The organism is Streptomyces sp. AM25, from assembly GCF_058146165.1.
The window spans coordinates 120,941-140,631 of the sequence record NZ_JBKIWN010000012.1; the positions used below are offsets into that span (position 1 = coordinate 120,941).

Consider the following 19,691-nt stretch of genomic DNA (forward strand, 5'->3'; position numbering starts at 1 on the left):
GCCGAACGGGAGCCGCAGTCAGCCTGCGGCTCCCGCAACCTCCGTCGCCCAGACGAAGTCGTACCGCAGGTGCCGGCCGCCGACCTCCATGCCCTCGCCCCGGTTGCGCATGTTCACCGTGAAGGCCGCGTGCGGCAGCAGCAGGACCTCCTGCTCGTCCGGCTGCCGGGAGAAGAAGGCCACGTCCCGCCCGCTGTGGCCGGTCAGTTCCAGGCAGTACAGCACCCGGCGGCCCCCGGCGGGCGGATGCTGGAGCGGCAGGAACTTCTCGGCCTCCTCCCGGTCGCGGCTGGTGCTGGTGAACTCGTCGAACGTGAACCGCTTCCGCGCCAGCATCTCCCACCCCGCCCGGTACACCAGGCCCCTGACCGGCGGCAGTTTGTCCAGCGCCTCCGTGAGCATGTCGGCATGGGTCTTGGCCTCCGCCCGCAGGGTCTCCGCAAGAGCGTGCATGCGCCTGCGGACGGGCTCCAGGCGTTCCCTGCGCTCCGCGTCGTCGAGCCCCGGCGCCCGGTAGGCGTCGATGAGCCGCTGGAGTTCCGCGTCGCGCCAGGTGGCATACGGCACTTCGACCGTCTGTCCTTCGGTGAACAGCGAGATCATCTCGTCCACGAGCCGGTGGACGCCCGTCGTGGCCAGCGCCGACGGCGTGGCGAGGACGCGGTTGACGAGCTGGTGGCTGCCACCGGTGTACTCCGCCAGCGCGAGCAGGTACGGAAGCCGCAACTCGGCCCCCAGCCGGGCGCGCTCCGTGTCCGCCTCCGCGCCCGAAAGTCCCTGTCCCGCCAGCCAGTCGGTCAGCTCGGCGCGCGGCTGCCGGGCGAGCAGGGCCCGGCGGGTGCGGCGCGCCATGGCCACGGAACGGTCGTCCACGGTCACCAGCCCCCCGTGCTCGGGCGTGGCGAGTGTCTTCTCCTCGTACAGCGCGGCGTAAGGCAGCTCGGGCAGGGCCGCCGACGGCAGGACGGCCCGGACGAACGCGTCGAAGTCCCGGTACATCCGCGGCACGTCCTTCGAGGAGGCCGTGAGGCCCGCCAGACCGGGCAGACCGGCGGCCTTGGCGCCGCGCAGGATCTCGTACAGCGAGTGGTCGCGGCCGGTGAGCATCCACGCGGCGACGGCGAGGAGGAACTCCCGCTCCGACAGCTCCGAGCCGCCGCTGCCCGGTACGACGCGCAGCCAGCGGAAGGCGGCGAGCATGCGCGTGGTCGTGCCCGAGATGCCCCCCACCAGGGGCGCGCCGCGCCCGTGGTGCTTGCGGTACCAGTCGTCCTTGGGGCTCATGGCGTAGAAGGCCTCGCCCGGGACCCACGGCAGGGGGAACTCCGGCCCCTGCTCGCCCGGTTCGGTCTTCGCCGCCCACACCTCTTCGGGGGTGACCTCGTGTCGGGTCGGGACGAGGTCGTCCGTGACGCCCTCGACGGACAGGGGAGTGGTGCTGCGCCGGGCGTGGGCGGTCTCGGCCTCGCTCAACGGCACGCCCAGGTCGCGGTAGTCGCGCAGGGTCCGCTTGCCGGGTGCGGTGTCCCGGTCCGGACGCTCGGAACGGCCGCGCTGGCTGCGCCCCATCGACAGGGCCGTGCCCGCGCCCTGCTGGAGCGTCAGGTTGCCCAGGGCGAAGACGTCCTCGTCGAACAGCCGCCGCACGTCGTGCGGGAGGCGGCTCAGGACGGCCCTGGTGTGTCCGGTCAGATACGTGCGCTGGGCGGTCAAGGTCTCCGTGTCCAGGCCGAGTTCGCGTGCCAGGTGCAGGTCCCCGTCGAGGACGATGCGGTGCAGGAGGGTCTTGAGCGACACCGCGCGCTCGTCGGGGTGCGGCCGGGGCTGGGGGCCGTACTTGTAGTAGGCGGCGTTGTAGAAGGCGGTGACCAGCTCACGGACACCGGCGGACGCGTCCGGCGCGGTCCACTGCAGGAGCCGGGCCCCGGGATCGCCTTCCGTGCCCACCTGGCCGGCACTCTGCGGGTCGTCCTGGACGAACGCGCCCGCGGCCGCTTCCGGAGTGAACCCGCGGCTGAGGACCTCGTACAGCCGCAGCACGGCGGTCCGGGCGGCACGCCGGACCTCGGGCGCGGCGGCCAGGGCCGCACCGAGCCGCTGCTCGTACAGCTCGGCCGCCTGGTGCCAGTCCGGCGAGGCCAGGAGGCGGCGGTGGCCGAACGGCGGCCCGGCGGCGCCCTGTCGGGCCGGCCCGGCGAGGGCCCGTGCGGTCGCGGCGTTGCCGGCCTCCTGCTGCAGGCTGCGCAGCCGCCCGGTCAGCGTGGTGGCCGTGTCCGCCGCCGGCTCCGGGACAGCGGCTTCCGGACGGGGTGCGGCGGTGGCCGGCACGGGAAGCAGCGGGCCGGGGCTCATGGCCGTACCTCCGGCGGGAAGGCGGACTCGTCCACGTAGCGGCCGAGTTTGGCGTACTCCTCGCGGACTGCCGTCAGCAGATCCGCCATGGTCACCGGGCGGCCGTCGTCGGCGGCGCGGTAGGCGGCGGTGACGGCGCAGCAGCGGATGGCGCCGCCGGTCAGGTCGAACGACGAGGCGAGGAAGGCCAGTCCGGCATGGTCGACGTCCGCGGCCCGGGGTACGGCGGGTGCCAGGCAGCGGTCCCACAGGGCCTGGCGGCGGGCCTCGTCCGGGGCGGGGAAGTGGACGACGAGGTCGAGGCGGCGCAGGAACGCCGGGTCGATGTTGGCGTGCATGTTGGTGGTCAGCAGGGCCAGGCCGGCGAAGGACTCCAGGCGTTGCAGGAGGTAGGAGGTCCCGGTGTTGGCGTAGCGGTCGTGGGCGTCCTGGGTGGCGGTGCGCCGGCCGAAGACGGCGTCGGCCTCGTCGAAGAGCAGGACCGCCTCGTCCGCGTCGGCCGCGGCGAAGATCTGCTCCAGGTGCTTCTCGGTCTCCCCGATGTACTTGTCGACGACGGCGGCCAGGTCGACGACGTACAGGTCGAGACCGAGGCCCGCGGCCACCACCTCGGCGGCCAGGGTCTTGCCGGTTCCGGAGCCGCCGCTGAACAGTGCGCTCACGCCGTGCCCGCGCCCCCCGCCCGGCCGCATCCGCCACTCGCCGAGGACCAGGTCGCGGTGGCGCACGCGCCGGGTGAGGTCGCGCAGTTGCTCGTGCGTCCGCTCGGGCAGCACCAGGTCGTCCCAGGTGACGGAGGGGCGCACGGGCCGGGCGAGGCGCTCGAGCGTGCTGCCGTGCCAGCAGCGGGCCACTGCGCGGACGGTGTCCGCGTCCACGTCGACGCCCTGCGCGGCCGCCTGCCGGCAGGCGGCCGCGGCCATGGCGCGGATGCGGGCCGGGCCGGCCCGGTACCGGGCACCGGCGGCCGCGGCCTCGTCGGCCACCGGCAACGGGGCGGCACCGGTGCGCAGTTCGTGCCGCCACAGCGCGATGCGCTCGGCCTGCGTGAGGGGAGGGCACTCGGCCAAGACGGGGGGCGTGTCGGTCCAGCGGGCGTCCCACGGCCTGTTTCCGGTGAGGACGAGGGGAACCGGTGCACCGGCGAGCGGGGCGAGCAGCGTACGGACGCGCCGGCTGTCGGAGGAGCCGACGGGCCCGGCGGTCAACCCGCAGCCGCGCAGCCGGGCTTCGAGCAGCGCCGCCCGCACGGACTCGGCCGGGTCCGGTGCGTGGTCGAGCGCGGCGAGGTCCAGATGGAGGGCGGGCCGCCCCACTTCCGCCAGTGCCGCGCGGGCCACGGTCTCGGCGGTACCGTCGCCGCTGTCGCGCAGGTGGACGGGCCAGGGGTGCGCGAGCAGCCGGACGAGCCGGTCCACGGTCCGGGACAACGGGCCGTCGCCCAGCGGCGGCACGGCCGTCGGGGCCGGGGGAGCGTCGGCGCCCAGCAGGTGTGCGGTGACCCGGTCGGGGACGCGCAGTCCCCGCGTCGGATACGGGCGTGAGGCGTCGGGGAGTTCCAGGAGGCCGCCGGACCGCAGGGGCGCATCGGCCGAGAACAGGCGGCGGGCGGTCGCGGAGGCGGCCGGGAGGCCGCAGAGGGTGAGGGCGAGCCCGACGGTGGCGTGCCGGCAGGTGACGTCGTCGTTGAGGTAGCCGTAGCAGCGCTCGAACCGGGCGTCGACGTCGGGCGCGAGCGCGATCAGCAGTACCTCCACGGCGAGTTCGTCCAGGCCGAACTCCTCGGCGAGGCGCCGCAGGGGCGGTACGGCTCCCGCGGCCGTCGCCGTGTCCTCCCGGGCGCGGACGACGGCGGCCAGGGCGTCCTCGGAGGCGGCGGGCGGCAGCGGGCCGTTCGGCGCGTCCAGGAGGTGCGGGGCCATCTCGTCGGAGATGTACAGCCCCTGGAACGGGTCGCAGGCGAACTCCCGCAGACCCGGCGGGTCCTCGGGGTCCTCGCCGGTGCGCAGGGCGATGGCCCGGCGCACCCGCACCTCGACGACGGCCAGCCGGGCCAGGAGCCAGTCCGCGGCCGTGGGCGTTGAGGCGGAGACGAGGGAAGTCACTGCTGGTCCTCCTCCGGCTCGTCGATGATGTTCTCGTTGACGACCGGGTCCTGGGTCACCCAGTGGGTGTACGGCTCCGGGACGAACGACACCAGGGGGATCGTCACCGTCACGTTGAGGGTGGGCACGAGGGTGTGCCCGACCGCGCTCCACAGCTCGGTCAGGGCACGGTCCTCGCTCGGCGGGTGTCCCACGTCCAGCAGTGCCGAGAGGCCCATCTCCTGCAGTTCCGGGGGCAGTCGCACGGGGAGCTGCCGGCTGCGGGCGAAGCCGACGAGGAGGTCGCCGAGCATGGTGTGGGCGATGAGGGCGTCCGGAGCCCAGGCGGCGACGAGGTAGGAGAGCCGGGCGTAGCGGGGCGGATCGGACTGGGCGTGTTTCCACCAGGGCGGCTGGGTGCCGGGGGTTGCCCCGTACTGGTAGACGGTGCCGGTCTGGCGTCGGTCGAGGTCCTCGCGGATGTCGTAGAGGTAGAGGCCGACCGCCTCGGAGCCGGTGGTCTCGCCGAGCGTGATGTCGCGGCCCGGGGGCTGGAAGGTGATGGTGAATTCGGGCGGCAGGCAGGTCATGTCCTGCCGTACGCGGGACTCCAGTGCGCTGTCGACGAGTTGGATCACCGGTCCGCCCCCGTCCCGGCGGCCGGGACGACGACGGCCTGCCGCAGGTCGAGCGCTGCGGCGGTGTCGCCGATACGGCCGAGTGCCGTGGTGTTCACGACGGACACGACGGAGCCTGCCGCGTCGGCGAGGTAGACCAGGGACTTCGTGGTGTGCGGATCCGGTGCGCTCGCGGCGAGCGCCCGGCCGGCCGGCACGCTGAAGCGGGGGGTTCCGGTCGCGGTGTCGAGCATCAGGACGGCTCCGCTGTTCTCGGTGGTCACGAAGAGCCAGGTGCCGTCGGCCGACACCGACACGGACTCCGGCTTGACGATGAGCCTGTGCTGCCATGTGGCGATCACCTCGGGCCTGCCGCCCGCTCCGTTCAGGCTGATCACCGAGATGCTGTCGCCCCCGTGGTCGGCCACGTAGGCGTGGGCGCCGCCCGGGGTGCAGGCGACGCCCATGGGGTCCGTGCCCACGGTGAGGGGGACCACCGTGTGGTCGGCCAGCCGTACGCAGTGGACGATTGAGGCTTTGCGGTCGGAAACACAGGCGTAGACGCCGTCGTCGGTGACGTCGACGTCCCATGGTTGAGAAGTGGCTGGTTCACCCACCTTGACAGGGGTCACCTTGGAGGTGAGCACAGTGACCGTCCTGCCGACGGCGTTGGCGATGCAGCAGGTGCCGTCCTCGGCGACGGCGATCGAGTACGGCACGTCGTTCTTGTCGAGGGCCTGTTGCTCGGCCTTCTGCACTGCGAGCCGTGATGCGTCGAGGGTGATCACGGCGAGGCAGGCGTCGCGTGCGTCCTTGCGGCCCTGGTTGACCACGTACAGGGTCTGGTTGTCCCGGCAAGCGAGCCCGTTGGGCCGGTCGGTGTACGCGGTACCGGCGGTCGCGACGGCCGTCATGGCGGCATTGCCGCCCGCGGACAGCTGGATCCCGTACACCGTGCCCAGGGGCGCGTCGTCGCTCATCCATGCCTTCGACACCGCCGCGTACAGGTACTGGCCGTCCGGGGAGAGCGCGAGCCCTGGAGGGATCTGGTTGCCGCTCTCGACGTTGATCGTCCGTTGGTGCTTCGCCGGGTTCTCCGAGATGTCGAAGACCTCGACCGTGGCGTTGTTCCCGGCGGCGTTGGAGACGTAGAGGGTGTTTCCGTCGGGTGTCAGGACGAGCCCATAGGGAAGCCGCATGGCCGTCGGCGTCTTGTTCACGGTCATGTGGAAGCCCCAGGCGTCGTTCGTCGTGGCACGTTGGAGGACGGAGACCGTTCCGTTCTGGTAGTTGGCGACGCAGAGGCGTAACCCGTCGGCCGACACGCCCAGTTCGTGGGGGCCCGAGAGGTGGCCGGTTGCCGCGTCGACGGCTGCATGCCGCTCCCAGGTGCCCGGCCCGGTGCGGGTCAGGATGGCGATCTGGCCTCCTTGCTGCCCCGGATCGGTGTGGGCGAAGTCGGCGACGTACAGCGTCGCGCCGTCCTTGGACAGCGCGGCCCCAGTGGGCTGTTGGCAGCCCACGACGTCCGCCTCGATCGTGTACCTGCCGCCCTTCGGATCGACGAGGGAGACCGTCGCCGTGCCGGAGTCGGCGGTCACCGCGTAGTGGCCGTCCGGGGTGATGGCGACGCCGTGCGGGTCTGCGCCCGGTGCCAGCACGATCGGGGTCACTGTGACCCCGCCGTCGACGGTGAGGGTGTCTCCCCGGGCCGGGGTGAGGACGAGGAGAGTGGCCTTGCTCGGGCTGGTCGCGCACGCGAAGCTGCGGTCGCGCGCGATGGCCACGTCCCACGGCTTGTGTCCGTCGCCGAGAGGGACGAGTGTGCCCGGTTGGAGTCCGGCGAGGTCGAGCACCGCCACGTTGTCCGAGGCGGCATCGGCGGCGTAGGCCCACGAACCGTCCGACGACACTGCGGCGTTGACCGGCTGCGATCCCGCGCCGGTGCTGACCTCGCCCGTCCGGCGAGGGGCGGTGCGCACCGTGACGAGCTTGCCGGTGGCCTGGTCGCTGACGTACGCGAAACCACCGTCCGGGCCGGGCAGCACTCCGGCAGGGACAGCCCCCACCGGCTCGTCGAGCGTCGTGGGGGCGAGGGTGTCGGTGCGAATGGCCGTGAGGCGGCTCGTCGTCTGGCTGACGGCAAGGATCAGGTTGCCGTCCGGGGTGAAGGCCACGGCGACCGGATGCGGACCCACCGTTACGGATTCCGGGGCCTCGACTCGCCCCGTGCTCGGATTCACGGAGGCCACGGACACCGACGCCGAGCCGTAGTCGGCCACGCAGAGACGATCCCCGTCGGCGCTGAGTACCAGGGCGCGCGGCTCGGCCCCCACGGGCACCGACTCGCCCACCCGCGCACCGCCCGCATTGAGGTCGAGCACCGTCACCTGCCCGTCACCCGTGCCCGCCCCCCGGCTCGCGACGTAGGCGAACCGCCCTCCCCCCGCCACCGCGATCGCCCGGGTGGCCCCGGGCACCGGGACCGTAGCCGCCACCGACGGCGAGCCCGCCGCACTCACATCGACCACCGACACCGTGGCGTCCGTCTCGTTGACGACACAGACGTACCGCGCCTGCCCGCCGGGAGCCGCCGCCAGCGCACAGGGACCGGCACCGACGTCGAGGGGAGCTGGCGAGAGTCCTTCCTTGTCGAACACCGTGACCTGATGGCCCGCCCAGTCGGCCACGCAGACCCGGTCGCCGGCCAGACCGGCGACCACGGCGCACGGGCTCTTCCCGGCCGGGACGGACCGCAGCACTGCAGCGGTAGGCTGGCTGAGGTCCATGACGGACAGCGTCCCGGCGTCGTGGTTCGCGGTGTAGGCCCGGGTGCCGTCCGAACCGACGGCGACGGCACGGGGGTTGCTCTCCACCGGCGTGACGTGGACCTCCGGCTGTTCCGGCGTGGCGAGGCCGGCCACGACCAGGCCGTCCGCTCCCCAGGCCGGGGCCGCCAGCCGGGCCGCCGTGCTGCCGGGGCCGTTGTCGGGCTCGCTCATGAGGGCACCTCCGCGACGGTGATGCGGTGTTCGACGGAGTAGACGGTCTCGCCCGCACCGCAGACGATCCGGGCGACGGGATCCGAGGACTTGCCGGTCTCCGGGTCGACCGGGATCATCTCGGCCGTGGCGACCCGGCCCACCCCGGGCACGCCCTCCAGGACGCGGAACGCCTCGCCCGCGTACACCGGGCGCCCCAGCGGCCATCCGGTGCCGTCGGGCCCGCCGTCGACGGGGCTGAAGTACCGGTAGAGGGCGCGTTCCGCGGCGGCGCGCAGCTCGGCGCGTTCGTCGGCGGTGCGGTAGTCCGCGGGCACGATGCGGGCGTCGAAGCGGATGCCGTGGTACATGGGCTTCACCAGCCACACCGGGACGCCCTCGGGCTGACAGGCCCGCAGGGCGCGGCGCAGCGTGTCGCAGGCGTCCGCGGTGGGCGTGAGCATGTGGAACGGGAACCAGCCCCGTTCGTCCGTGGTGACGAACGGCACGACCATCAGCGTCACGCCGGCCCGGGTGCTGCCGCCGCTGGTGTCGGTGTAGCCGTTCTTGCCGTCGTGCGACGGGGAGATGTTGCGCACGCCGACGATGTGCGGGTCCGGTGTCTTCAAGCGGCAGATCCCGCCCGGGGCGATGCTGTTCGCCGCGGCGCCGAGGGTGGTTCGGTAGGTGCCCTGCGCCGTGATGTGCGCATCCTTGGTCGGGATCCTGCCGTACTGCCGGGTGCCGGAGGGGCCGCCCGTCACCTTGGGGCCGAAGTGGACCTGGCCGGTGCTGGCGTTGATGACCACGTGCGGGTCGTTCTCGCCGGACTGCTCGAAGGAGGTGACGGTGACCCACGCGTCCGAGCCGACGTGGACCGTGGGCAGCTGCCCGCACACCGGGGCGTGGAGCAGGGCGAAGACCTGGCCCGGCTCACCCGTGGAAATGAACTGCTGTGTGCCCTGGTCGTGTTGCTCGTACTGGAGGGCGGGGACGGCTTCGGTGCTGCCGGAGTCGGCGTAGACGGTGTACTTCGTCGCCTCCGTGCCCCGGGGGTCGAGGATCTGGACGGCGATCCAGCACGCGGCGGGCTCCGTCGGGAAATCGGTCCCCAGCTCGCTGACGGCGTCCTGGGCCCTCGTGGCGAACGCGCCGCCCTCAACCGAGGCCTGCCATCGTGCCGCCGAGGCGAGCGGGACGGGGTGGGCTGCGACCTGCGTGCCGCCCGTCACCGTGATCGTCTGTGCGGGTGCCGAGGCGTAGGCGAGTGGGGCGGAGGTGTCCCACCACGGCGTGTCCTTGCGCGGTGCGAACACCGAGACCGCGAGGCGGTCCTCCGCTGTCCGTTGGCCATCGGCTGTCACCCAGAGCATCAGGTGGCGCGGGTCGTGGGTGTTCTTGATCTCCACCAGGGCGAGGACCAGCACGCCGCCGCCCTTGAACGGTCCCGAAATCGCTCCGCCCGCCGCGTAGTTGTCCGCGGTGAACATGCCGACGGCGGCCGTGACGCTGCTGGCGAGCCGCAGCGGTGCCGCGCCGGCGGCGTCGGGCGGCAGGCGTTCGGCGTCCCGCTCGGTGGTGAAGACGGTCGTCCCGTCCACCGTCGTGACCTCGGTCCCCGCAGCGGCCTCCGGCACGCCCGCGGCCAGGGTGAAGGCGACGTCGGTCCGCGCCGGCTCCCAGGGCTGGTAGTTGCGGGCCGGGTCGAGCGCTTGGTGCGGCACGTCGCGGACGTGGTGGATACGGGCCATGCCTGCCGACGCGGCCAGCGCGAGCTGCTCGTAGTCGGCCGGGACGACGGCCCGTTCGGGCACCGGGGCACCCAGCGGCCGGCGCTCGGAGTAGGCGAGCGCGCTCTCGCCCTCCGTGCCGCCCACGGCGGGAGCGGGGTTGGTGACCGCGGAGACGTACGGCAGCGGGGTACGCAGCACGGTGAGGGTGCGGGCGGGCACGTTGCCGCGGGCGCCGCCGCCGGTCAGGTAGCGCCGGATGCGGACGACCGCGCCCGGCGGCAGCGGCGCCCCGTGCCGGCGCAGCCCGAGGGCGCCGGCGACGGCGGGGGCGAAGACGGCCTCCCCGGTGCGGGGGTCCAGGGTGAAGTGCCGGTCGTCGGGCCCCGACCCGGCGAGGGAGGCGACGTACGTCCACTGGGCCGTCCGACCGTCGAGGACGGCGTCCACGACGAGCGGGTCCGTGCTGCGGGGCATCGGCGGATGGGCGAAGCGCAGCCGTTCGCCGGGGGCTCCGGTCGCCGTCCCCAGCGTCTCGTCGCGCACCAGCCGCGCCTGGACGACCGGGACGGGGACGGCGAGGACCGGTTCGAGCGTGACCTGCCGCAAGGGGGCCTGGCCGGTTTCCGCCCGGTAGCGGATCAGCCCGACGTCCCGCAGCCGCTGGAGGGTGAAGGCGCCCTGGCCGTCCGGGCGTTGGAGCAGCAGCTGGGCCGGTGCGTGCGCCGGGGGAAGGTCGAGAACGACCTTGCCCGGACTGTCCGGGGCGGTCACGGTGTCGGTGACGGCCCGGCAACTGCTCCAGTGCGTGCCCTGCCAGGCCTCCCATCGGCCCTTCTCGAATCCGGAGCCGATCCCGAGCACCCGCCCCAACCGGACGTCCAGCGTCACGCGGACGCCGGGCACCGGCACCGAGAGGACGAGCAGGGCGTACGGAGCTGCGGCGGCCGCCGGCCGGCCGCCCGCCGGGATCTCCTCGGGCAGCGGGAAGTCGCCGAGATAGGGCAGGTTGAGACGGAAGGCCGGCCCGCCCGCGGTGGACGTGCCCGGTTCCACGACCGCCCCGGAACCGAAGTCGGTCAGTTTCCCCTCCAGGGTGCCGTCCGCCACCCGCGCCTCGGCGAAGTCGCCGGCTGCGAACTGGACGCACGGATTGAGCACCGCGTCCGTCAACGTGCTGAAGACGACCGGCTCTTCGTCCCCCGGGGGCCGCGTGGCCACCTCCTGGCCGACGGGCACGGTCACCGGTTCGGGCGAGGGCGCGGCGAGTCGGAAGACGGCCTCGGTCTGTGCGGGCGCGGGCCGGTAGGGCCGGACGCCCAGGAGGCGGAGCATCTGCAGCCGGCGCTGGTCGGGTGCCTGGTTGAGCCGGTCGCGCAGGGCCGTGACCATGTCGGCGCACGTCTCGATCAGGCCCCGCCCGGGGTCCGCCAGGTCCCGGCCGGTCCAGGTCCGCACCTGCCGGTGCACGGCGGCGACGGCGGTGGCGACCACCTCGTCGCGGGTGCGCCCGTCGTACTCGGGTGTCTGCGGACTCATCCCTGCGGTGCCCTTCCGTCAGGAGCCTGGGTGAGGTTGACGACGACCGTGAACGGCAGGTGGGCCGGGCAGTGCGCCGCCACGAGCCGCGTCAGGCGGCTCTCCAGCGCCCGTTTGTCCTCCCCGGCGGGGGCGGTCAGGGTGACGGTGAGCATGCGCCCGGCGCCGGGTGCCGGGTCGTGGCCGGTGAAGACCAGGCCCGGGTCGGTGATGACGAGCGCCTGGTCCGTCCAGCCGAGGATCTCCCGGGCCTCCAGCCGCAGTCCGTACGGTGTCCCGCGGTATGCGGCCAGCCGGGGCGCGAGGTCGATCGCCTTGCGCCGCCGGTTCTCGTCCCAGCCCGGCTCGACCCGGGCGCCGGTGATCGCGATCAGCCAGTCCAGGAAGGCGGGGGGCGCGCGCCAGGGGTCGAGCACCGCATCGAGGCCGTCGACGTGCTCCTCCACGGGCGCCAGAGTCTCGCCGATCGCGGCCGCGAACGCCTGCGCCACGGTGTCGCGGCCGTAGACGGCGGGCAGGGGGAGCGGGCGTGCGGGGGCAGGTGGCATGCGCGGTCCTCTCGTGCGGTGCGGATACGGCCGGTCCCGGTCGGTCTTGGTCCGGTCTCAGCTGTCGGTGGTGTCCACGGCGATGTCCACGCGGCCCAGGAGGACCAGGCCGCCGTCCGAGACCTCGACGGACGGCACGGCCTCGCCGCGCCCGTTCTCGTCTTCGCCTTCGTACAGGGCCACGGCGGTCGTGCCCCGGTGTTCGTGGACCGTCTCCAGCACGGTGAAGACGTCACCGGCGTGCACCCGTCGGCCCCAGGGCCACCCCCGCCCGTCCGGCCCGCCGGCCGTGGGGTGGAAGAAGCGCCGCAAGGCCCGTTCGGCCGCCCCCTTGGCCCGGTCGACGTCCGCCTGCGTGCTGCTCCAGGGGCGCACGGTCGCGGCGATGTGGAACGGGTGGTAGCGGGGCTCTCCGACGAGCAGGCGTTCACCGAGCAGGCGGGAGGCGTCGACGACGTTCTTCACCGCGGTCAGGGTGTCCGGAGGGACGTCGAAGGCGCGGTCGGGCGGGCGCACTTCGGGGTCCCCGGCGCAGCAGGGGACCAGGAGGACGTGGAGCGGGTCGTCCTCGCGGCGCCACAGCGCGGGTTCGGTCCGTGCACCCTTCAGGAAGAAGAAGACGCCGTCGAACACGGCGACGGCGTCCGGGGATTGCTGGCACTGGGGGGAGAGCCCGGGGAACGCCTCCGAGACGAGGGAGGTCACGCCGCGGCTGCCTTCCTGCGGGACGAAGGCCTGGTCGGCGTAGGTGAAGGTGCGGTGGTAGAAGGTCTCGCCCTTGAAGAAGAACAGTTCGTACGCGTCGCCGTCGGCGAGGACGGACACTGCATCGAGGTCCGACGTGAAGTCCTGGGGCAGGCCCGGGAATTCGTCCGCGATGGGGCGGGGATCCCCGTCGTCCCAGAGACTCTGCTGCCCGTAGAACCAGAGCCTGGGCCCGCCTTCACCGGTGCGGATCACGGCGTCGAGGCGATGTGCTTGTTGTACGGGCGGCGGTACCGCATCACCGTCGCCGGCCCCGTCCGGGTGGTGCAGGGGCAGGGGGAGCGGGGTGATGGTCCCGCCGTTGTCGTAGTAGTGCACGGCGCGTTGCGGAGCCCGGGCGGCGACGAGGCAGGCGAGGACGTCGGCCGGGCGCGGCGGTGCCTGCAGGGCGGACGGCACGCGCGAGTCGGTGGGACGGGTGAGCGCGGTGACGCGGACGCGGGCCAGCCCCGGCACGTGTTCCCCGATCAGCTGCTCGTGGTCGGCGGCGGTGACCGCGCGGCGCAGCGGTGCCAGGTCCAATCCCGCGCGGTCAAGGGCCTGTTGCCAGTCCTCCGCGTCCTCGGGCGGTGTGACGACGCGGTCCACGGTGGCGCCCAGCCCGGTCTGCGCGACCACCGTCAAGGACGTGCCGGCCTGGACGGCACCCTGGCGGCCGCGGTGGACGGCGTACTGCGCACTGATCCGCGCGCCCTCCGGCGGCACTTTGCCGTGTTGCTCGTCCCCGCTCTCGGCGGGGACGAGCGGCCCGAAGACCACCTCGCACGAGGCGTCGTCCCACCAGTACACCCGGCTGCCGGGTCCGGCCTCGGCGAAGGTGTGCACCGCCGTCCATACGTCTTCCCCGACCCGGACGACGAGCGGCGGGCCGAACGGCGGTTCCGCGACGGGAGTATGAGGCCCCCAGGGGCGGCGCGCGGTGGGGAAGCGGCCGGCGGAGTGGCCGTCGGCGACGCCCAGCACCTCGCTGACCGCGACGGGCTGTTCCACGGCCTCCACCGTCCCGCTCGGCTGCCCGTCCGCGAGCACGAGGGCCCCGGTGGTCGCCAGCACGACCGGTTCCTCGCCCTCGGTCCGCACCTCGGTGCCCGCCGGGATCTCGCGCTGCGCGGTGGAACCGTCGGTCCGGGTGAAGGCGACCACGATCCGCGCGGGCGAGGCGGGAAGGGGTGTGATGCCCATGAGGCGCAGCAGAGCAGATCGCTGGCGAGGGGTCATGCGGTCGATGCGGTAGAGCAGTTGGTCGGTTCGCTCGGCGAAGGCCTCGATGAGGGTGATGCCGGGGTCGGAGACGTTGTGGTCGGTCCACTCGGGGACGCGCTGCGGCAGGGCGCGTTTGGCGGCGTCCACCAGGGGCTGGAACCGCAGGTCGTCCAGGTCGGGTACGGGGAGGTCACTCACTGGGGGAGTCTCCGGGCAGGGTGTAGAAGGGGAAGACGAGGTTGCGGGGTTCGTTGGTGGCGCGCAGGCGGTAGCGGATGTCGATGTAGAGCACTCCCGTGTCCGCTGCATCCGGCGCATCCGCCGCTTCCGTGCTGAACAGCAGGTCGTCCACCTCGATCCGTGGTTCCCACCGGTCGAGCGCCCGGCGCACCTCGGTGTCGGCGCGGGCGACGGTCGTCGCGTCGAGCGGGTCGAAGATCAGGCGGTGGATGCCGCAGCCGAACTCCGGGCGCATCGGCCGCTCGCCGGGTGCGGTGGAGAGGATGATGCGCAGGGCCTGTTCCACGTCCTGGCTGCCGCTCGCCAGGCCGACGCGCCCGGTGCCGGTGATGACGGCGGGGAAGGCCCACCCCGCGCCGATGATGTCCACGCTCGTCCTCCCGTCCGTTCGGGGTCAGTTGATGTCGACGGTGTTGCCGGTGATGCTGGTGTGCGCTCCGTCGAGCTTGAGTTCTCCGCTGCTCTCCACGGTGACGGTGGCGCCCTTGAGCGTGAGGGTGCCGCTGCCACCGCTGCTGTCGTCGGCCGTGACGGAGACCGTGCCCGCCTTCAGGACGAGGCTGCCGCCCGGGCCCGCGTCGACGGTGAGGGTGCCGTTGTCACGGGCGTCCAGCGTGAACCGCAGCGTCGTCCTGCCCTCGCCCGCGGTGAGGACGATGCTGCTGTCCTTGCGGTCGAGATGGGCGGTCAGCTTCCCGTCGCCGGTCCGGAGCCGGACGCCCTGGGGGCCGTCCGCGGCGCTGAGCAGTTCCAGCCGGTCCCCCGAACGGGAGGCCAGCGACCGCCGGTTGAGGCGTCCCGTGTCCGGGTCGACCAGCGGCAGGCCGGGGTCCGTGGGGGCGTCGATGCCGTTGTAGAGGCCGCCCAGCACGTACGGTCGGTCCAGGCGCCCGTGCTCGAAGCCGACGAGCACCTCGTCCCCGGCCTCCGGGGCGAACACCCCGCCACCGCCGACGCCTCCCCACTGCACGGTCCGGACCCAGTCGGTCACGTAGTCCTGCGACAGCCACGGCAGCCGCAGCCGGACGGCACCGCGCTCGCCCTGGCCGGGTTCCTTGATGTCGGTGACGGTGCCCACCGCGACGCCCAGCGCGCACAGCGGCGGCGGGTACGGCACGACGGGCGGGGGCAGCGGACCCACCTCCACCCGGGTCCGGTAGCCGTGGGCGTCGTCGAAGACGTGACGGCAGGCGGTGACCGTGTACTTGCCGGCGAAGGGTTCGCCCACGCCGACCAGGGTCACCGGCAGCCCCGCGGCGAGCTCGGGGGTGCCCACGGCCTCGGCCGACAGCGCCGCCATCGCGGCAGCCGACTCCTCCGCCAACGCACGGGCCACCGCGTCGACCTGCGGGGCGGTGGTGCAGCCCCGGCCGCCGACGAGCAGGTCCGGCGCCGGGCCGGGAAACGCCTTGCCGAGCTGCGCGGGCGTGACGCCCAGACGCAGCCGCGCGCTCTCGCCCGCACCGGCCCGCACCGACAACGCGGCCTTGCCCGCCGGATCCCAGCCGCGCACCTCCACCCCGGCGACCTGACCCTCGGACGACACCGAGGCGCGCAGTGTCAGCAGGTTCTCCCGGTACTCCAGGACGAACGGGCTGCGGTCCGCCCCCGTGCCGGGCGCGGGCGCCTTGTCCGCCGCCGCCGGGCGGCTCATGTGGACGGTGCCGCCCTCGACCGACAGGCGCAGCCCGCGCTGGTCGGCGAGGTGGTTCAGCAACTCCCAGTCCGTCAGGTTGGGCTGGGCCAGGTGCGGGATGCGGGTGCGCTCGGCGTCGATCCGGCCGGCCTTCAAGCTGTGGCGGGCCACGACCTCCCCGGCGACCTCGGCCACGGTGGCGTCGACGTAGGCGGTCACCCGCCGCCCGCGCATCAGCCGGTGGCCCCGGTCCATGGCCCGGACGGTCGTGAAGCTCCCGTCGTCGTCCACCTCGGTCTCCAGCGCGGTGACCTCGCCGTCGAAGATGTCCACCCGGGTCCGGCGGAGCTCTGCGGCCACCGACACGGTCAGCGGGACCCCCACGGCGATCCCGGCGGCGGCCGGCAGCCGGTGGGCGGGATCCTGGAACCGCAGGGTGGCGCGGGCCGGCAGGCCCAACGCCGTGTCCACGGAGGCCTCGACGAGCTGTTCGGCCCACTCCTCCCGCAGAGGGGACCCGAAGGCGATGACCGGCTCCGCCGCGTACAGCCGCTCCGTCATCCGGCACCCCCCGCGGCCTGTTCCTGGAGCACCGGCAGGACGAGCACGCCGCCCAGCGGGAGCCGGGCCGGGTCGTCGATGCCGTTCGCCCGGGCGATCTCCCGCCACCGCCCCGGATCGCCGTACGCCTGCCAGGCCACCCCGGCCAGGCTGTCGCCCGCCACCACGAGATGGGTGTCCACCGGACCGTCGCCGCCCGACGTCGGGTTCTGCCGGGGGACCGACCCGCCGGCCTCCTCCAGCGAGACCGAGCACACGGCGCGCAGCGGCGTGCCGTCATGGCCGAACCGGGTGTAGGACGCGTCGACTTGGGTCACCAGGGCCATGAAGGCGGTCGTGCGGGCATGCCCCCACTCCAGCCGCACCCAGGGCGCCGAGGCGGGCTTCGCCGTGGTGCTGCGCGCGGTCGGCGTGCAGCAGCCGAGCAGCTTCTCGACCCGCTCCTGGACGCCTTCCCGGGTGCCGTGGGCGTCGAGGAAGACCTCCAGCGTCATCGTGCGCGGCTGTGCGCCCACGAACTGGGCCCGCGCCGCCGCCCCGTTGGACGGCGACCGGCTGCGGTCCCAGCGGGCCTGCTTGCCGACCTGGATCCGTTCCGGGTTGAACTGCAGCCGGACCCGGTCCCGTTCCGGTCCCGGGGTGCTGCTCGTCCCGGTCGGCGGGTCGTGGATCACGAGGGCGGCACGCACCGGTGCACCACCGGGGAACTCGAACGCCATGCGGTCCTCTCTGACGTCAGACGGTGATCCCGAGGAACCCGTTGTGGGCGATCTCCAAGGTCTCGCGGGCCGGTTGCGACTGCTCGACGTCGAACGTGGGCCCGCTCCAGCGCACCGGCAGCACCCCGTCCAGCAGCCACCGCACCAGCGGCCGCCGGTCCGGCCCCAGCGCCACGAGCTGCCCGGGCAGCCGCACCGGCTCGATCACCTGCTGCTGCAGCCAGGCCCAGACGAGCACGGTGTCCTGCGACAGCGGCCTGCCGAGCACGACGTTGGTGTAGCGCAGCCGTGTCGGCAGCTGCCACACGTGCCCGTTCGTGCCGCCCTCGACCCGCTCCTCCACCTCCATCGCACAGCCGAGCCCGTCGCACGAGGTGAAGGAGCCGAGGGCGTGGATGCCGATGGAGAGCTGGAAGTGGGAACTGACGGCGAACGGCTGGTCGGCCATGGGCGGGCACTCCGTGGGTGGTCGGGAGCCTCATCGCGGTACGGACGATCCCCAGGCACCGCCGTCCGGTGGCGGCTGGGGGTGCGGTTGCAGTGGCCACGGCAGGGGTGCCGGCCGCCGTGCCGGTTCGAGGGCGGGCAGCAGGGCCTCGGCCAGGAGACCGGCGTGCCGGCGGGCGACTTCCCGGGCGAGGGCGGGCAGGTCCGGGGAGGCGGCCGGCCGGGGCGCCGGCCCAAGGGCGGCGGCCGGGGATACCGGGGCCGTGTGCGCGGCGGACTTGGCCGGGGCGGTGGTGGCCTTGCCTGGGTCGGGCGGTGACGGGGTGCGTTCCGTGATGGGCGGTGGGCCGGTACGTTCCGCGACGGGTGGTGGCATCACGAACGGGCGGGCGGTTGCGGGAACTTGGGCCACTGGCTCGCCGATGCGGAGGCGGCGCGGAGGCGCTTGCCGCGGGCGTGGTGCGGGCGGCGGTGGTGGTGGTGCGGAAGCGGCAGTCGGGGGGACGGCCGGGTACGGCTGGGGTGCGGGTGCGGGTGCGGGTGCGGTGAGCGTGCTCGGCCCGGGGACGGGGATTCCGTGCCGTGCCGGGGATCCGGTGGGCCGCTCGCCGTGGTCGGGGTGTCGGCGTGCGCTCGCGTCCGGGGCAGGCCGGGCCGTCCCGCGAGGCGGTCCCTCTGCGGGGTGTCCCGCACTGTGTCCTGGGTGGTGCACGTCGTGTGCAGTTCGCCCTGCGGGACGGCATTCTGTCGTCCGCGGCGGTGTGGTGCCGGGTAGGGGGAACTCGGGGGTGCCGAAGGGCTGGTCCGCGTCGCCGGGTTCATGTGCGGGACGGCTCTCCGCCGTCCGTGGCGGTGCGGTGCCGGGGGAGGGAGTTCCGGGACTGTCGAGGAGCCGGTCCGCGTCGTGCGGCCGGGCGGGAGGGGCACCGACCCGGGTCCGGCTGCGGCCGGTTGAGGAGCCTGCCGGGCCGGGGGGATCCGGCAGTCGCTGCGGACGCGTGAGGCCGTCGGTCCCGGGGGTGGTGCCGGCCCGGCCGTGGCCGTCGGCCGGGCGTTGCGGCGTGGCCGGTGTGCGACCGTCGGTCGGCACCTGACGGGGGCCGACTGGGCTGTCGCTGCGTACGGAGGGCCCCCGATCCTGCCGGACCGGGTGATGTCCTGTGTCGGTGACGGGTGGTGAGGTGAAGACCTCGCCTGCACGGCGAAGGTCGGTCTCGTGCCGGGGAGTTCGGGGTCGTTCGTCGCCGCCCGTTGCGTGGGGCGGCCGGGGGACGTGGATCCCGTGCTCCTCCTGCGCGTGCGCAGCGAGCTCTCGGCTCTGGGGGAGCCCGGCCGCTTGGTGACCCGGCCGGAGGCCGACCGGCACCGCCTGGTACACCCCTTCGCGTACCGCACTCACCGGCAACTCCGGTACGAGGACGCCCCGGAGGACCCCCGCCCCCAGCGCGAGCGGCACCCCCCGCGGCAACAGCCGTGAACCGGCCGTGACGAGCGGCGCCGGCCGCCAGGCCGCGAGGCCGTCGCGGAAGGCCGTGTGCCTGCTCGTGGAGAGCAGCGGCAGGTGCAACAGCCCGACGGGCGCCACGTCACGCCAACCCGCCCGTGCCGGCGGGGCAGAAGGGACAGGAGGGGATACGGCACGGTGCCGTCGGAGCCCCGCCCTCCGTAGCACGCCTGCAAGGCTCACGCTCACCGGCCCGCCCCCGCCGCGCCGTTGAGCCTGGCGATCTCGCGCACCCATGCGCGCCGTTCCTCGTGCGGCAGGCCGAGGATGTCCCCGTACGCCCAGTGGAAGTGGTAGGCGATGCAGGCGGCCTCCTCGCGGAGCCGGCGCGGCGGGTGCGTCATGCTTCCCCCAGGCGGCCGCCGGGTGCCGTCGAGGGCAGCGCGAAGGCGGTCCCGCAGGAGGGACAGGCGACGGCGCCGTGCCCGGAGTCCAGGCCGTTGATGCGCCGGTAGAAGTCCTGGAGGTAGGCGAGGTCCTGGGCGAAGAGCTGTTCCACGACGCCGGCGTGGATGTCGGTCAGCGTGCCCAGCCGGGTGATGACCAGGCTGAGGAGGACGACCCCGAGGTAGGCGGGGTTCTCCCGGACGCGCTGGTCGATCAGGGGCGACAGCTCGTCGCGGGCGGTGGCGAGCCGCATGGAGCCGTGGCGGTGGACGGTTCCCGAGCCGTCCACGTAGCCGTTGGGGAGTTCGAAGTCGTATGCGGTGCGCAGCGCCGGTCCGTTCTCGGGCATGACGGGGCGGATCCTCCCTGGGGCGTCCG

Annotated in this window: 14 protein-coding genes; 1 reads left to right on the forward strand and 13 read right to left on the reverse strand. The window is 74.0% G+C overall.

Annotated elements, in window-relative coordinates:
- Positions 1–18: 18 nt before the first annotated feature.
- From ACLHRZ_RS17950 to ACLHRZ_RS18000, 11 genes are read right to left on the reverse strand one after another with little or no spacing between them, the layout of a single operon-like run.
- A complete protein-coding gene (locus ACLHRZ_RS17950) occupies positions 19–2,352 on the reverse strand; it encodes a hypothetical protein (RefSeq protein ID WP_490419456.1) in 2,334 nt (777 codons plus the stop codon).
- Complete coding sequence (locus ACLHRZ_RS17955; RefSeq protein ID WP_490419457.1) at positions 2,349–4,457, reverse strand: AAA family ATPase; 2,109 nt, start codon at positions 4,455–4,457, stop codon at positions 2,349–2,351. Before ACLHRZ_RS17955 ends, ACLHRZ_RS17950 begins: the two co-directional genes overlap by 4 nt.
- Positions 4,454–5,074: a Pvc16 family protein gene (locus tag ACLHRZ_RS17960; RefSeq protein ID WP_490419458.1), complete on the reverse strand. Its 621-nt coding sequence runs from the start codon at positions 5,072–5,074 to the stop codon at positions 4,454–4,456. Before ACLHRZ_RS17960 ends, ACLHRZ_RS17955 begins: the two co-directional genes overlap by 4 nt.
- A complete protein-coding gene (locus ACLHRZ_RS17965) occupies positions 5,071–8,055 on the reverse strand; it encodes a beta-propeller fold lactonase family protein (RefSeq protein WP_490419459.1) in 2,985 nt (994 codons plus the stop codon). Before ACLHRZ_RS17965 ends, ACLHRZ_RS17960 begins: the two co-directional genes overlap by 4 nt.
- Positions 8,052–11,303 carry a putative baseplate assembly protein gene (locus ACLHRZ_RS17970; protein WP_490419460.1) on the reverse strand — a complete coding sequence of 1,084 codons (3,252 nt, stop codon included), beginning with the start codon at positions 11,301–11,303 and terminating at the stop codon, positions 8,052–8,054. Before ACLHRZ_RS17970 ends, ACLHRZ_RS17965 begins: the two co-directional genes overlap by 4 nt.
- Complete coding sequence (locus ACLHRZ_RS17975) at positions 11,300–11,851, reverse strand: phage tail protein (protein ID WP_490419461.1); 552 nt, start codon at positions 11,849–11,851, stop codon at positions 11,300–11,302. The genes ACLHRZ_RS17970 and ACLHRZ_RS17975 overlap by 4 nt, the downstream gene beginning before the upstream one ends.
- A gap of 57 nt (positions 11,852–11,908) precedes the next feature.
- Positions 11,909–14,017, reverse strand: coding sequence for a baseplate J/gp47 family protein (locus ACLHRZ_RS17980; protein ID WP_490419462.1), 2,109 nt, complete (start codon positions 14,015–14,017; stop codon positions 11,909–11,911).
- On the reverse strand, positions 14,010–14,429 hold the full coding sequence (locus tag ACLHRZ_RS17985) for a GPW/gp25 family protein (RefSeq protein WP_490419463.1): 420 nt from the start codon (positions 14,427–14,429) through the stop codon (positions 14,010–14,012). The genes ACLHRZ_RS17980 and ACLHRZ_RS17985 overlap by 8 nt, the downstream gene beginning before the upstream one ends.
- A gap of 24 nt (positions 14,430–14,453) precedes the next feature.
- Positions 14,454–16,256, reverse strand: a complete 1,803-nt coding sequence (locus ACLHRZ_RS17990; RefSeq protein WP_490419464.1) for a VgrG-related protein — start codon at positions 16,254–16,256, stop codon at positions 14,454–14,456.
- Positions 16,253–16,975 (reverse strand): CIS tube protein, encoded by a 723-nt coding sequence (locus ACLHRZ_RS17995; RefSeq protein WP_490419465.1) that lies wholly within the window; start codon positions 16,973–16,975, stop codon positions 16,253–16,255. Before ACLHRZ_RS17995 ends, ACLHRZ_RS17990 begins: the two co-directional genes overlap by 4 nt.
- A 16-nt stretch (positions 16,976–16,991) precedes the next feature.
- Positions 16,992–17,423 carry a phage tail protein gene (locus ACLHRZ_RS18000; protein ID WP_490419466.1) on the reverse strand — a complete coding sequence of 144 codons (432 nt, stop codon included), beginning with the start codon at positions 17,421–17,423 and terminating at the stop codon, positions 16,992–16,994.
- A 1,272-nt stretch (positions 17,424–18,695) separates the two neighbouring features.
- Between ACLHRZ_RS18000 and ACLHRZ_RS18005 the strand changes: the two genes are divergently transcribed.
- On the forward strand, positions 18,696–18,899 hold the full coding sequence (locus ACLHRZ_RS18005) for a hypothetical protein (RefSeq protein ID WP_490419467.1): 204 nt from the start codon (positions 18,696–18,698) through the stop codon (positions 18,897–18,899).
- Positions 18,900–19,111: 212 nt separating this feature from the next.
- On the opposite strand, the gene ACLHRZ_RS18010 is transcribed toward ACLHRZ_RS18005, so the two are convergent.
- A complete protein-coding gene (locus ACLHRZ_RS18010) occupies positions 19,112–19,270 on the reverse strand; it encodes a DUF6760 family protein (protein ID WP_490419468.1) in 159 nt (52 codons plus the stop codon).
- Positions 19,267–19,662, reverse strand: a complete 396-nt coding sequence (locus tag ACLHRZ_RS18015; RefSeq protein WP_490419469.1) for a hypothetical protein — start codon at positions 19,660–19,662, stop codon at positions 19,267–19,269. The genes ACLHRZ_RS18010 and ACLHRZ_RS18015 overlap by 4 nt, the downstream gene beginning before the upstream one ends.
- Positions 19,663–19,691: the final 29 nt, after the last annotated feature.